The 13900-nt window shown below is 62.2% G+C and carries 16 protein-coding genes; 7 read left to right on the top strand and 9 right to left on the bottom strand.

From position 1 onward, the window contains the following. Window positions 1–68 precede the first annotated feature (68 nt). From H6P80_RS09205 to H6P80_RS09215, 3 genes are read left to right on the top strand one after another with little or no spacing between them, the layout of a single operon-like run. Window positions 69–533, top strand: a complete 465-nt coding sequence (locus tag H6P80_RS09205; protein ID WP_235973850.1) for a MarR family winged helix-turn-helix transcriptional regulator — start codon at window positions 69–71, stop codon at window positions 531–533. Beyond that, on the top strand, window positions 530–1681 hold the full coding sequence (locus H6P80_RS09210; protein WP_185801111.1) for an HlyD family secretion protein: 1152 nt from the start codon (window positions 530–532) through the stop codon (window positions 1679–1681). Before H6P80_RS09205 ends, H6P80_RS09210 begins: the two co-directional genes overlap by 4 nt. A 20-nt stretch (window positions 1682–1701) precedes the next feature. Continuing rightward, window positions 1702–3219, top strand: coding sequence for a DHA2 family efflux MFS transporter permease subunit (locus H6P80_RS09215; RefSeq protein ID WP_185801112.1), 1518 nt, complete (start codon window positions 1702–1704; stop codon window positions 3217–3219). A 110-nt stretch (window positions 3220–3329) separates the two neighbouring features. Here the strand turns inward: H6P80_RS09215 and H6P80_RS09220 are convergent, their stop codons facing one another. Next, window positions 3330–3557: a hypothetical protein gene (locus tag H6P80_RS09220; protein WP_185801113.1), complete on the bottom strand. Its 228-nt coding sequence runs from the start codon at window positions 3555–3557 to the stop codon at window positions 3330–3332. A 156-nt stretch (window positions 3558–3713) separates the two neighbouring features. Beyond that, window positions 3714–5141, bottom strand: a complete 1428-nt coding sequence (locus tag H6P80_RS09225; RefSeq protein ID WP_185801114.1) for a M20/M25/M40 family metallo-hydrolase — start codon at window positions 5139–5141, stop codon at window positions 3714–3716. Window positions 5142–5240: 99 nt separating this feature from the next. Here H6P80_RS09225 and ettA point away from each other — a divergent pair, with 99 nt between their 5' ends. The 3 genes from ettA to H6P80_RS09240 all read left to right on the top strand — a co-directional run bounded on the left by ettA (window position 5241) and on the right by H6P80_RS09240 (window position 7909). After that, the gene (gene ettA, locus H6P80_RS09230; protein WP_185801115.1) at window positions 5241–6920 is read left to right on the top strand and encodes an energy-dependent translational throttle protein EttA; all 1680 of its coding nucleotides are present in this window, start codon (window positions 5241–5243) and stop codon (window positions 6918–6920) included. Window positions 6921–6947: 27 nt separating this feature from the next. Beyond that, the gene (locus H6P80_RS09235) at window positions 6948–7487 is read left to right on the top strand and encodes a hypothetical protein (RefSeq protein WP_185801116.1); all 540 of its coding nucleotides are present in this window, start codon (window positions 6948–6950) and stop codon (window positions 7485–7487) included. A gap of 92 nt (window positions 7488–7579) precedes the next feature. After that, a complete protein-coding gene (locus H6P80_RS09240) occupies window positions 7580–7909 on the top strand; it encodes a nuclear transport factor 2 family protein (RefSeq protein WP_185801117.1) in 330 nt (109 codons plus the stop codon). A 12-nt stretch (window positions 7910–7921) separates the two neighbouring features. Here the strand turns inward: H6P80_RS09240 and H6P80_RS09245 are convergent, their stop codons facing one another. Continuing rightward, a complete protein-coding gene (locus tag H6P80_RS09245) occupies window positions 7922–8197 on the bottom strand; it encodes an acylphosphatase (protein ID WP_185801118.1) in 276 nt (91 codons plus the stop codon). A gap of 339 nt (window positions 8198–8536) precedes the next feature. On the opposite strand from H6P80_RS09245, the gene H6P80_RS09250 reads away from it, so the two are divergent. Continuing rightward, a complete protein-coding gene (locus H6P80_RS09250) occupies window positions 8537–9457 on the top strand; it encodes a hypothetical protein (RefSeq protein WP_185801119.1) in 921 nt (306 codons plus the stop codon). Window positions 9458–9472: 15 nt separating this feature from the next. Here the strand turns inward: H6P80_RS09250 and H6P80_RS09255 are convergent, their stop codons facing one another. From H6P80_RS09255 to H6P80_RS09280, 6 genes are read right to left on the bottom strand one after another with little or no spacing between them, the layout of a single operon-like run. Beyond that, window positions 9473–10192, bottom strand: coding sequence for an NYN domain-containing protein (locus tag H6P80_RS09255; protein WP_185801120.1), 720 nt, complete (start codon window positions 10190–10192; stop codon window positions 9473–9475). A 9-nt stretch (window positions 10193–10201) separates the two neighbouring features. Beyond that, window positions 10202–11686, bottom strand: a complete 1485-nt coding sequence (putP, locus tag H6P80_RS09260) for a sodium/proline symporter PutP (RefSeq protein WP_185801121.1) — start codon at window positions 11684–11686, stop codon at window positions 10202–10204. A 31-nt stretch (window positions 11687–11717) separates the two neighbouring features. After that, window positions 11718–12299, bottom strand: a complete 582-nt coding sequence (locus tag H6P80_RS09265) for a DUF2846 domain-containing protein (RefSeq protein WP_185801122.1) — start codon at window positions 12297–12299, stop codon at window positions 11718–11720. Window positions 12300–12322: 23 nt separating this feature from the next. Further along, window positions 12323–12778 (bottom strand): nuclear transport factor 2 family protein, encoded by a 456-nt coding sequence (locus H6P80_RS09270; RefSeq protein WP_185801123.1) that lies wholly within the window; start codon window positions 12776–12778, stop codon window positions 12323–12325. Between the two features lie 26 nt (window positions 12779–12804). Continuing rightward, window positions 12805–13197 carry a DoxX family protein gene (locus tag H6P80_RS09275; RefSeq protein WP_185801124.1) on the bottom strand — a complete coding sequence of 131 codons (393 nt, stop codon included), beginning with the start codon at window positions 13195–13197 and terminating at the stop codon, window positions 12805–12807. 53 nt (window positions 13198–13250) lie between these two features. Then, window positions 13251–13892: a carbonic anhydrase gene (locus H6P80_RS09280; protein WP_185801125.1), complete on the bottom strand. Its 642-nt coding sequence runs from the start codon at window positions 13890–13892 to the stop codon at window positions 13251–13253. Window positions 13893–13900: the final 8 nt, after the last annotated feature.

Here is a 13900-nt window from a genome sequence, read left to right on the forward strand (position 1 = left end):
AATTAGGTTACGATTTGCCGAACACGGTACCGTTTGGCGAGAGTTTCGATAAGCTTGCAGATAATAACATGGCTTATTATATGTGGCGCATGGAAACGCTACCCTATGACCTTGTAGAGACCGCCCGGTTGATGCGCCGCGGGTTCAACCGGCGCGCCGCCGTGCTGGGGACCACGCGCGAACAATGGCGGGTTCTGGTGCGCCTGCACCGGCATGGCGACGATCTGCGGCAGATCGACCTCGCCGAAGCGCTGGAGGTGGAGCCGATCACCCTGTGCCGGATGATCGACCGGCTCGAGGAAGCGGGGCTCGTCGAACGGCGCCGCGACAAGAAGGATCGGCGCGCCTGGCGTATTCATCTGACGGACAAGGCGCAGCCGATCATCGATCATCTCGGCACGCTGTTCGAGAATTTTTCCGACGAACTCTTGGCGGGCATCGCACCTGCCGATCTCGCGGTGACCGTAGCGACGCTCGAACGGCTGCGCGGCAACCTTGCCTCGATGGACGAAAGCGAGAGGCAGGCGTCATGACCGATGGGCCGACGGACCTCAGGGGCGATACGCGGCAGCCGCTCGATATCGAGCCGGAAACCGCCGAAAGCGCTCCGCGCGTGGAAGCGCCGTCCGCGCCCGAAGAAAGCGGAAGGAGCCGCCGACGCTGGTCAATATTGCTGGCCGTGCCCGTACTGTTGGCGCTGATACTCGGCTATATGTGGCTGTTTTCCGGGCGCTATGTTTCTACCGACAATGCCTATGTCCAGCGTGACATGGTGTCCGTGACAAGTCAGGTATCGGGCGAAATCGTCGCCGTCCATGTAACCGAAAACCAGCAGGTACGCCGCGGCGACCTACTTTTCGAAATCGATGACCAGCCCTATCGGGTCGCTCTCGCCGATGCCGAGGCGCAGGTTGCGCAGGCGCGGGTCCAGTTCGCCTCGTTAAGAGCGGAATCGGCCGGAACCAGCGGCGATATAGCCGGCGCGCAGGCCAATCTGGCATACGCCGAGCGCAATTTCGAACGCTATCGCGACCTGCACGAACGTGGCTTCCTGAGCCGGGCCCGTTATGACGATGCAGTGCATGACGTGCAGGAGGCGCGCGAACGCCTCGCCAATGCGCGGGCGAGCGCCACCACCGCCGGCGCGGCGCTGGCCCCCGGGGGCCTCGGCAACCAGCCCGTGCTGCAGGCGGCGATCGCCGCGCGAGATGCCGCGCTCCTCAATCTCGAACGCACGCAGGTTCGCGCGTCCGCTGATGGTTATGTGACGCAGACCGACCGGCTTCAGGTCGGCAATTCGGTCGTGACCGGGGTGCCGGTCGTGACGATCGTGCGCAGCGAAACCACATGGATCGAGGCCAATTACAAGGAAACCGACCTTGAGAACATGTATGTCGGCCAACCCGCGGAAATCGATATCGACGCCTATCCGGGGACCGTCGTGCGTGGCCATGTCGCGAGCATCGGCGTCGGCACCGGTTCGGAATTCTCGGTCCTGCCGGCGCAGAATGCCAGCGGCAACTGGGTGAAGGTCACCCAGCGCGTGCCGGTTCGCATCGCGGTCGACGGGACGCCCGAGCGGCCGCTGATCGCGGGCCTTTCGGCGACGGTGACGGTGGATACCCAGGAAAGACCGCCGCAGACACAGGCGGGTGGGGACCAGCCGGCCGCGCGTCCGTGAACGGCTGAGCGGGCCATCCCATGACCGACGGTATCGCTCTCAGCCGTTTCCAGCGGACGATGATCACCATCGCGGTGATGACGGCGACGCTTTTGCAGGTGCTCGACACCACCATCGCCAACGTCGCGTTGCCGCATATGCAGACAAGTCTCGGCGCCACCCGCGAAACCGTGAACTGGGTGCTGACCAGCTATATCATCGCCTCCGCGGTCGCGATCCCGATTACCGGCTGGCTTGCCGATCGGATCGGCCGCAAGACGCTGTTCGTTGCCGCCGCTATCGGCTTTACCGCAAGCTCGGCGCTCTGTGCCGCCGCGATGGGGATCGGCGAGATCGTCGCCTTCCGCGTTCTTCAAGGCATAGCCGGGGCATTTCTCGTGCCGCTGGCGCAGGCGATCCTGTTCGATATCAACCCGCCCGAACGCCACGCGTCTGCGATGGCGCTGTTCGGGGGCGGGGTGATGATCGGTCCGATCCTCGGCCCGGTGCTCGGCGGATGGCTGACCGAATATTACAGCTGGCGCTGGGTGTTCCTCGTCAACGTGCCGGTCGGGACGGTCGCGACCGTCATGCTCTGGCGCTATCTTCCGTCGGGCAAGACGATCAAGCGCCGTTTCGACCTGTTCGGTTTCGCGTTGATGGGGCTGGCACTGGCAAGCTTCCAGCTGATGCTCGACCGGGGTCAGCAGCTTGACTGGTTTGCGAGCTGGGAAATCTGGGTCGAGTGTTTCGTCGCGCTGGCGGCGGCATGGATGTTCGTCGTTCACCTGGTTTCCGCGCGCGATCCGCTTGTGGATCCGAAAATGTTCAGGGATCGCAATTTTGTGGCGGGCATGCTTTTCATGCTAATGACGGGCGCGGTCATGCTCGCCGGGCTGTCCCTGCTCCCGCCGCTGCTTCAGACGCTGTTCGGATATTCGGTCCTGCAATCGGGCTTGCTTACCGCGCCGCGCGGTCTCGGGACGCTGGTCTCGATGCTGCTTGTTGGGCGGATCGCGAGCCGCGTCGATAGCCGGACGCTGTTGCTCGTCGGGCTCTCGCTGATGGCCCTTTCGCTATGGCAGATGTCGGGCTTCACGTTGGAGATGGATCGTCGGCCGATCATCCTGAGCGGCGTAATCCAGGGATTTGGCCTCGGATTCGTCTTCGTACCGTTGCAGACTTTGGCGTTCGAAACGCTGGGCGTTCACTATCGCACTAGCGCAGCGAGCCTGCTCAACCTGACACGCAATGTCGGCGGCTCGATCGGTATTTCGCTGGTGACGGTGCTGCTCGGGCGCAATTTCCAGGTCAGCCACGCCGCGCTCACCTCCAACGTCACGGCGACGGACCTGCCGCCGCTGCCGCCATCGCTGGCCGCCCCGGGGCAATTTGTCGGCCAGTCGGCGCTTCAGATGCTCGAAAGCGAGGTCAGCCGCCAGGCGATGATGATTGCCTATCTCGACGATTTCTGGGTGATGATGCTGGCGACGATTGCAGCCTTTCCGTTGTTGCTGTTGATTCGCCGCAAGCCCAAACCGGCGAATACAGCAGCCTGATGCCGACTGCGACGCGGTTCAAACCGCGCAAAGAAAAAGGGCGCTCCCCATGGGGGAACGCCCTTTTCAATTCTTTGGTCTGCCCGAGGGCAAACCGCCGAAAAGCTGGCTTATTCGGCCGGAGCTTCTTCAGCCGGGGCTTCTTCAGCAGCCATTTCGCCGGCTTCTTCAGCCATCGCGTCAACGTCTTCAGCCATCTCTTCGGTGGCTTCTTCGGTCGCCACAGCGGCTTCTTCAGTCGCTTCGACGGCTTCGTCGGTGGTTTCCGTGGCGGTTTCGCCGCAGGCAGCCAGGGCCATCAGGCTCGTAGCGGCAAGCGCAAAGCTAAGCTTCTTCATTATATGTGCTCCCATAGCATTACATTTTGGTACTGGCTCTGCGCCAATCCCAGCGCGCCGACATAACGTTCTTCTCCGGAACGTCAACTCGGAAATGCGCGACCGTCCCGAATCCGGGCATCAAAAATGCTGCGACGCAACATTGTTTCCCGGGGTTTATTCTTCATTGCCGAAGGCACCCCAATCGGCGCTACTGTCGGCCATCACGGCGAGCATTGTCGCCCAGGCTGCGACATTCTGCCGCAGCTGTGCGGGATCGATCTTGTCGAGCGTATCGTCGGGCGTGTGGTGAAGGTCGAAATAGCGGGTGCCGTCCTGCCGAAGATCGATCGCGGGGGTACCCGCGCGCACGATCGACCCGGTATCGGCGCCGCCGGTGGCCCGTCCGCGTCCGCGCGCGATGCCGAGCGGGGCGAGCAGGGCGGCAAGCCGGCCGCTTTCCGTTTCGGCCGCAGGGGGGAGGCGGAAATCGACGCGCCAGACGCGGTCCGCCCCGAAATCCGATTCCGCCGCGAGGACGTGGTTGTCGCCGCCGTGCCGGGCGAAATAGGCGTCGCCTCCGAACACGCCGACCTCTTCCGCGCCGGCCCAGAGCAGGCGGATCGTGCGCCGGGGTCGCTGGCCGCGTTCGAGGAACCGGTGGGCGGCGGCCGCGACGATCCCGCAGCCCGCGGCATCGTCGAAGGCGCCGGTGGCGAGGTCCCAGCTGTCGAGATGGCAGGCGATGAGGACGATTCCGGCTTCCGGATCGCGGCCCGGCACCTCGGCGATGACATTGCCCGAAGGCTGCTGACCGATCCAGCGCGGGGTGAGCGTCAGGTGCAGCCGCACGGTGCCCCGTGCCAGCATCCGTTCCAGATTGTCCGCATCGGGGTTGGAGAGCGCACCGGCCGGGATCGGCGTAACGCCCTCGGCCCAGCTCGTACCGCCGGTATGGGGGTTGCGGTGGCTATCCGTGCCGACCGAGCGGATGACGATCCCCACGGCCCCGCGTTCGGCGGCGAGCGAGGGGCCTATCCAGCGCGCCGGCCCGGCAAAGCCATAGCCTGATCCGTCCTGCGTGCGTTCCATATGATGGGTGACATAGGCGATCTTGCCCGCAAGGCTGCCGAGCGGCGCAGCGCGCAGGTCCGCCACGCTCGCAAAGCCGATCACCTCCGCCGTGATGCCTTCTTCGGGCGTGGCGCCGCTTGAGCCCAACGCCGCGATCACCAGATCCTGCTCGAAATCGCCGACCACCCGCGCGCGTTCCTCGCCGCGTACCCAGGTGTTCATCGTGAAGGGTTCGATGCGAACGTTCGCGAAGCCGAGATCGTTGAGATGTTGGACGGCCCATGCCCGGGCGCGGGCCTCGGCCGGTGTACCGGCCAGCCGCTGGCCGATTTCGGTCGTCAGTCCCTCGGTAATGTCCCAAGCGATAGTGTCGCTGGAGAGCGCTTCGTCGCGCATCGAGGCGATGGCGGCGTCGGCTTCGGTCAGCGTGCTGCCGAGCGAAATATTCTGGTTCCGAATCGAACGCTGGGCGGGAAGCGAGGCAGGAAGAGTGATGGCGAGCGCGGCGGCGCCAAGGACAAGCTTTCTCATCGGCTTGGCTTAACTCCAGCTTTGGCGTTTGCCAACGCGGGCGCGCATCCCTACATCGCGCGCGAACAGTCACACGCATTTCCGGAGACCGAACGAGCCATGGCCGCGCAATACAGCTTTGTCATGAAGGACCTGACCAAGACCTTCCCGGGCGCCAACAAACCGGTGCTCAACGGCATCAACCTGCAATTCTACCAGGATGCCAAGATCGGCATTGTTGGCCCCAACGGGTCCGGCAAATCGACCCTGATGAAGATCATGGCCGGCATCGATACCGAATTCCAGGGCGAAGCTTGGCCGGGCGAGGGCATCCGCGTTGGCTATCTGGAGCAGGAACCGCAGCTCGACGAGACGAAAACTGTCAAGGAAAATGTCATGGACGGCGTGCGTCCCGTCGCCGACCTTGTCGACCGGTTCAACGAAATCTCCGGCCTGATGGCCGATCCGCCCGAGGACGCGGATTTCGACGCGCTGATGGAGGAAATGGGCGAGCTTCAGGAAAAGATCGACGCCGTAGATGGGTGGACGCTCGACAACCAGCTCGAAATCGCGATGGATGCTCTGCGTTGTCCGCCCGGTGACAGTTCGGTCGACAATCTCTCGGGCGGAGAGAGGCGCCGCGTGGCGCTGTGCCGATTGCTGCTCGACAAGCCCGATATTCTGCTGCTCGACGAGCCGACCAACCATCTCGATGCCGAAAGCGTGGGCTGGCTCGAAAAGCATCTCGTCGATTATCCGGGCAACGTCATCCTCGTCACCCATGACCGCTATTTTCTCGATAACGTCGTGAACTGGATTCTCGAACTCGATCGCGGCCGGTACTTTGTCTACGAAGGCAATTATTCGACCTATCTGGAGAAGAAGTCCAAGCGGCTCGAGCAGGAAGAGCGCGAGGACAAGGGCAAGCAGAAGGCGATTTCCGAAGAGCTGGAATGGATCCGGCAGAGCCCCAAGGCCCGCCAGACCAAATCGAAGGCGCGTATCCGCAAGTTCGACGAACTGGTCGAAGCGCAGGAAAACCGCACCCCCGGCAAGGCGCAGATTCTCATCCAGACGCCCGAACGCCTGGGCGGCAAGGTAATCGAGGCCGAGGGGCTGACCAAGGCCTATGGGGAGAAGCTCCTCTTCGAAAACCTGACCTTTTCGCTGCCGCCCGGCGGCATTGTCGGCGTGATCGGTGCGAACGGCGCGGGCAAGACCACCCTTTTCAAGCTGATCACCGGAGCCGAGGAACCCGATAACGGCAAGATCGAGATCGGCGAGACGGTGAAGCTCGGCTATGTCGACCAGAGCCGCGATGCGCTCGATGCGTCGAAAAATGTCTGGGAGGAAATCTCCGACGGGCAGGACATTTTCCGCTTCGGCAAGCACGAGGTGCAGACGCGGGCCTATCTCGGTGCGTTCAACTTCAAGGGCACCGACCAGCAGAAAAAGGTCGGCCAGCTATCGGGCGGCGAGCGCAACCGCGTCCATATGGCCAAGATGCTGAAAGAGGGCGGCAACGTGCTGCTCTTGGACGAACCGACCAACGATCTCGACGTTGAAACTCTGCGCGCGCTCGAAGATGCACTCGAGAATTTCGCCGGCTGCGCTGTCGTGATCTCGCATGACCGTTTCTTCCTCGATCGCCTCGCCACCCATATCCTGGCGTTCGAGGGCGATAGCCATGTCGAATGGTTCGAGGGAAATTTCGAAAGCTATGAGGAAGACAAGCGCCGGCGCCTCGGCGACGAAGCCGACCGCCCGCACCGGATGAGCTACAAGAAGCTGACTCGGTAGGGCCTGCCCAGGTAGAGGAACGGATCCGTGATACTGTTCCTCACCGTTTTCTTTGTCATCATCATCGTTGGCGGAACGGTTGCCTTTTCCGCGCTGGCATATTGGTCGGCACCGAAATTCGGCGTGTCTCCACGGTACCGCGGGCTGCTGACATTTGGAGCGGCGATAGCCGCTTCCGGCATCTTGTGGTGGTCGACATTCGGACCATCGGAAGGGCCGGTAGATCCGGTTCGTTACGAGCAAGCTCTGCCCGAACTAATGGAGAAAGGCGGTTCGGTCCTTCGCGCACATATCATTGATGAAGCGACGCATTATACCCTGTTTCTCGAATTCGCCCTTACTTCCGAACAATTTACGCAGCTGAGGGCGGAAGGCCACTTCAAGCGCGACTCATTTCATGGGGATCTTCTTGTCCTCGGGATGCCTGACTGGTTTGGCCGGGGATGGAATTGCGTAGGCGGGGAGCGCTACAATCCCTCCCATGCCAGCCCTCGCCTGATCGACTCGTTGGACATTACCCATTGTCCGCATCAAAATCGCGCATATGCTGTGCAATTCTGGCCCTAAATCGAGACGGTAATGTATTCGACCCGCAATCGGACTTCCTACTCCGAAGAGGAACAGCGTAACCTCGATTTCTGCACGCGGATGTATCGCGAATGCTGATGACCTTCGATGCGAGCCATATCGACGAGTTCATCCATGCGGATTATATCCAGCACAGCACGGCGGCGTCCGGCGGCAGGGAAGGGCTGCGCGCCTTTTTCGAGGATCGCGCGGACCGCTTCGCCGATGTCGAAATGCATATCCGCGCCAGCTTCGCCGATGGCGATTTCACGATCTTCCATATTCATACGATCGGCCAGCCCGGCGATCCGGATATGTCGATCATGGATATATTCCGCATGGAAGACGGCAAGGTGCGCGAGCATTGGGAAGTGCTGCAGGAAATCCCCGGCGTGCTTCCGCACGAGAACGGGATTTTTTGACGCGCCGGATTTTCAGGCGGTGGCCTGCTTTTCGAAATGCGAGAAGCCGCCAGCGGGGAGCGGTGCAGCGTCGATGTGCTTCACACCCGCCCTTGGCGGCCCATCCTTCGCCATCTCGATAAACCGCTCCACCGCCTCGTCTTCGCCCTGCACGACAGCCTCCACGGTCCCGTCGCGGCGATTGCGCACCCAGCCGGTTAGCCCCAGCCGGCGTGCCGTCTCGACCGTCCAGTCGCGGTAGAAGACCCCCTGGACGCGGCCATGAATGATGAGGTGCCGGGCGATCATGTTTTCCTGTCCTACACGATAGCGCTTGTGAGATAATGCCGGCGGTGGTTGTGAAGCCAGGGCGTCGGCGCGGCACTATGGGCCAGTCACGGGCAGGGAGAAAAGGCCCAAAAGGATCGGCGGATAAAGATCGCCCAAAAAAGATCGTCTGTGTGCGAAGTTCGTGAAGTTATGGCAACAATGTTGCGCCTCCCGGCAGCTTTCTGGCGAACGGGCGGGCCCTGCCGCGCTGCGATCGCCGGGCGCGCATTCCCGTCGCCCGGACATTGATTTAATGACGGAAGTTCCGCATTTGCGGCCCCATCACAATTTACGGGCGAAGAAGGTCCCTCAACAAACGTGGCCACGAAACTTTTCCTCCATATCGGCTGGCGCAAGGCGGGCAGCTCGGCGCTGCAACAGCGATTGGCCCGGCAGACAGAAGCGCTGGCGGGCTGCGGCGTGGGGCTGGTCGGCAACAAGGCCGGCAAGTTCGAAAGGGCGGGGACGTGGGACGGCCCGGCGACCGATATCGATCGTTTCCCGTGGCAGCGGCTGCGCAAGGCGTGCGACAATGCGCGTCCCGGCGACACCGTGATCGCCAGTACCGAAGGCCTCTGGCCCGTCGAGCCCTCGGAGGTCGCCGCGCAACTCGACGGGATCGAGACTCACATCGTTATCTATCTCCGGCGTCAGGACCTGGTACTGGAGAGCGCGTACAAGCAACAGGTGAAAGGCAGGCCGATGCTGCTTTCCTTTCAGGAATGGCAGGGCCGGGTTTCCGCCAAGCTTCTCTGCTATTACGAGACCATCACGGCCTGGCAGGCCGCGTTCGGAAGGGAGCGGATCGTTGTGCGGCGGCTGGACCCGATCTGCGGCGTTTCCGATATCTGCGACGACTTCATGGATATTGTCGGCTGCGATATCGCGATCCCGCCGCTCGAACGGCGCGCAAATCCCTCACCACGCAGCGAGATTTGCAGGCTGTTCAACATTTATGATCGCCGGAAAATAGCCCTCGACCGGCGCTTCCTGCAGATCAAGTTCCGGGATCTCGATTATTATTCCCGCAACGCCGACCTGCTTTCCGATAGCGAACGATCGCAGGTCTTGGCAGGCTTTGCCGAGGAGAATGACAGGATATTGGAGGAGTATTTTCCCGGTGAAGAGGCGCTATTCTCTGCTCCAACGCCGGGCAATCGGGAGGATCTGGCTTCCACATCGCCCGAATATGAAAGGCTGCTGGACCTGTTTGCCCTGGCGGTCGCCAAGGCCCGCTAGTCCGGGGAATGGATCCTAGCGCAGCCTCTTGACGAACACCTGGCCGTTATCGCGCTGTTCGGTTGCGAAATTGGGGATCGTGTCGATCAGATCCTGAAGCCGGGAATAGCCGTAGTTGCGGACGTCGAAGCTTGACCGGTTGCCGGCGCGCTGGCCGACCGCGGAGAGCGAGGCGAAACCTTTTTCGTCGCGCTTCGCGGCGTCATAGGCGTCGATCAGCAGGGCCACGACTTCTTCGTCGACCGCGCCTTTCTTGCTGCTGCCGCCATTCCTTTCCTTCTCCGCGCGGATCAGGGCGTCGACGTCGATGAAGCGGCTGCAGGCCTGTTTGAAGCCTTCGGGCGTCTTGGCGCTGCCAAAGCCGTAGACGGGTAGGCCGTCCTGCCGGATACGCATGGCGACCGGCATGAAATCGCTGTCCGAGCTCATGATCCCGAAGCCGTCGACCCGGCCGCTGAACAGCAAGTCCATGGCATCGATCGTGATCTTCATGTCGGTGGCGTTCTTGCCGCGGGTCAGGTCGAACTGTTGCTGCGGCTCTATTCCGTAGCGATGGACGAGATCGGCCCAGCTTTTGAGCGCCTGCTTGCGCCAATTGCCATAGGCGCGGCGGATATTGACCGTGCCGAGCTCGGCCAGGACGGTCAACACCGGATCGAGCCCCTGGGGAGACGCATTGTCCGAATCGATGAGCAGCGCGATGTTCGGGCTGTGGCGGTCGTGATCGTTGGGCATGGTTATCCTTTACCGCGCGGCTTGCGCCCTGTCGAAGGTATCCGTGATCGATGCTGCGGGTTCTTTGCCGGCCAGGCTGACAAGGATCGCGGCCGCGCCGCAGACGAGGAAACCAGGTACGATCTCGTAAAGCAGGCTGGAAAGGGTGGCGCCGTTCGCGAGCACCGGCGCATAGATCCAGAACAAGACGGTCGCCGCGCCCGCGATCATGCCCGCCAGCGCGCCGTTGCGTGTCATCCGCTTCCAGGTGAGGCTTAGCAGCACGATCGGGCCGAAGGCGGCGCCGAAGCCCGCCCAGGCGTTGGAGACGAGGCCGAGCACATTGTTGTCCGGATCATAGGCGAGCCAGATCGCGACCAGCGCTACGGCGACGACCGACAGGCGGCCGATAAGCACTAGTTCCTTCTGGCTCGCGTCGCGGCGCAGGAAGATGCCATAGAAATCCTCGGTCATTGAACTCGACGAGACGAGCAGCTGCGAGGAGATGGTGGACATGATCGCGGCCAGAATCGCGGCGAGCAGGAAGCCGGCGATCAGCGGATGGAACAGGATCTGGCTGAGGATGATGAAGATCGTTTCGGGATCGTCGACCGCGATGCCGTTCTCGGTCGCATAGGCAAGGCCGATCAGCCCGGTGGAGAGCGCGCCGATCAAGGTGACGCCCATCCAGGTCATGCCGATATTGCGCGCCTTCGGCACTTCCTTCACGCTGCGGATCGCCATGAAGCGGACGATGATATGCGGCTGGCCGAAATAGCCAAGGCCCCAGGCCAAGGCCGATATGATTCCAATCAGCGTCATCCCGCCGAACAGGTCGAGCAGGCCGGGGTCGATGCCTCCGATAGTGGCTTCCAGCCCGCCAGAGCCGCCGACATCCGTCAGCGCCACGACCGGCACGAGCACCAGCGCCACGAACATGATGCAGCCCTGGACGAAATCGGTAAGGCTGACCGCCAGGAACCCTCCGAACAAGGTGTAGGCCACGACGACGCCCGCGGTGAGCCAAAGCCCGAAGGTGTAGTCCGCACCGAAGGCGCTTTCGAACAGCTTGCCACCCGCGACCACGCCGCTCGAGGTGTAAAGGGTGAAGAAGATGACGATAACGACCGAGGAGATCACGCGCAGCATGTGCGACTTGTCCTCGAAGCGCTTCTCGAAGAAATCGGGGATGGTGATCGCATCGTCGGCTTCCACCGTGTGGACGCGCAGCCGCGGCGCGACGATGAGCCAGTTGAGCAGCGCGCCGATAAACAGGCCGATCGCGATCCAGGCCGAGGAAAGCCCCGTGACGTACATCGCGCCCGGCAGGCCCAGCAGCATCCACCCCGACATGTCCGACGCGCCCGCCGAGAGCGAAGCGACGGCGGGGCTGAGCTTGCGGCCGCCGAGCATATAGCCCTCGACATCCTCGTCGGTGGTCCACCAGGCGTAGAGCCCGATGCCGAGCATCAGGGCGAAATACAGGGCGAGCGAGATAATCTGTCCGGTTTGCATCCGGGCGCTCTAGCAGGTGAAAGCCCGTCTGCTAACCGCTAGCGGTATCGCTCCAGTGCAGCATTTTCATGGTGGCGACCTGCGCCTTGGCGACGGGTGGCTCGACGCGCTCGAATATCACTTTGCCGGAAACCGCGCCCATCTCGATAAAGGCTTGGATGGCGACCGCCTCTCCGGCGCGCAGTTCGATCGCCATCGCGTTTTTGGCCTTGGCCGCCCGCGCCATTTGCGCGCTAAGCCGGTAGGTGCCCGGATCGAGCTCGGCCATCAGGAACTGTTTAGACTTGATTTGGCCCGAGAAGACGCCGTCGATCTCCACATTCATGCCCTGTAGCGCGGCCACGAAACCGCGACGGATAATGTAGATCCGGCCCTTGCCGTCCGCCGGCGCGAAGGCGCGGGCACTGGCCAGCTCTTCGCCGGATGCCGCGGCCCCGCCCCGATTGCCCGAAAGCGAATAGACGACAAACCCGATCGTACCGCCCAGTATGAGGACGAGGAGAAGGGCTACGACGCCGATCGGCATATCACCCAGCAGCGCAGGGCCTATAAACGCCCCGACGAATGCCGCGACGAAGATAAGTACAATCCAGAAAACATTCTTGCCGCTCATGTTCCTGCTCCCGTCCTGAAAGTCTAAAACATCGGGTGATCGTTGGCCGATTCCTCGGGTACCGCCTGGATCACATCCCAATGTTCGACGATCAATCCGTTTTCGATCCGGAAGATGTCGACCACGGCCGAACCGCGATCATCCTCGTTCATCCGCATGCGGGTGTGGACGGCCGCGAGATTGCCGTCGACGATGATCCGGTGGATCTCGTAATTCAAGGTCGGAACGGCTTCAAAGAAGCCGGAAAGCGCGGTAATCGCATTGTCACGGCCATCGGCGGCGATCGGGTTGTGCTGGATATAGTCCGGATGGACATAGGTCATGAATGCTTCGCGGACGTTGCGGTCCACCCAGAACAGCCGGGCGAACTGTTCGATAATCGTCCGGTTCGCCTCGGTTTCGGCGTTGAAATCGGCGTCCGCAAGCGGCGGCACGGTTTCCTGTGCGGCGAGAGCGGCCGGCGCCGTCGACAGAATCATGGCGAGGGCGGTTATTCCTAGGCGATTCATGGCGTTTTGCTCCTCGCCGCATCGATGCTCCACGGGCCGGGGCCGGCGGCGGCGATATAGAGGAAGATGAAGCAGAACAGGATCGAAGCATCGCCATTATTGGCGACGGGCAACGGTCCCATCGCGAAATGGACGAGCCAATAGGCGATCGCCATCTGGCCCGACATCAGGAAGGCAGAGATCCGCGTGAACAGGCCGAAAATGATCAGAGCGCCGAAGATCAGTTCGAAATAGCCGGCCATCAGCGAAAGGCCTTCGACCGGAAAAGGGGCAGGGGGATAAGCGAGAATTTTCGAAACGCCGTGGGCGAAGAACAACAGGCCGGCGACGATCCGCAAAACACTGAGCAATGGTGCCGACCAACTGGCCGGAATGGGACTCCAATTCATTGACTTCCTCCCTCTTATGTTTCGTTCGCTATGCCGTGCGCGGCGTCATGACGTCAGCCTCGTGCTGGTGCAAATTCGCCATTTTCCTCGTCCAACAGATGCAGCATGCCACTGCTGATAGCGAACCAGGCGCCGTGTAGTTTGAGCTTTCCCCCGGCCTCCCGCTCGGTCACGAAGGGAAAGGTGCGGAGATTGGCGAGGCTGGCCTTAACGGCCTCATGTTCCATTGCGTGCAGCGCTTCCTCGCCTTCGTGCCCATGGAGGCCGACGACGGTTTCGCGCGCCTGGTCGAGGAGGGTGATCCAGTGCGCGATGAAACCGCCCTTGCCAGGCTCGGTGCCGGTGAAGGCGCCGGAAAGTGCGGCCTGACAGCCACCGCATAGGCCATGGCCCATAACGACGATTTCCTCGACCTCGAGTTGGGTGACCGCGAATTCGAGCGCCGCGGAAACGCCGTGATAGCCGCCGCCTATTTCATACGGCGGAACAAGGGCCGCGACGTTGCGCACGGTGAAGATCTCGCCCGGCGACACATCAAAAATCTGGGCCGGATCGACGCGACTGTCCGAACAGGCGAAGACCATCACCTTCGGGCTCTGCCCCTTGGCCAGTTCGCTCCAGCGATCGCGCTGAATCTTCCAGCCATTCTCCCGGAAGCGGCGATAACCTTGGACGAGATCGGCATATCGGGTCATGGCGACTG

It is taken from the genome of Parasphingopyxis marina (genome assembly GCF_014237875.1).
Lineage (GTDB): Bacteria > Pseudomonadota > Alphaproteobacteria > Sphingomonadales > Sphingomonadaceae > Parasphingopyxis > Parasphingopyxis marina.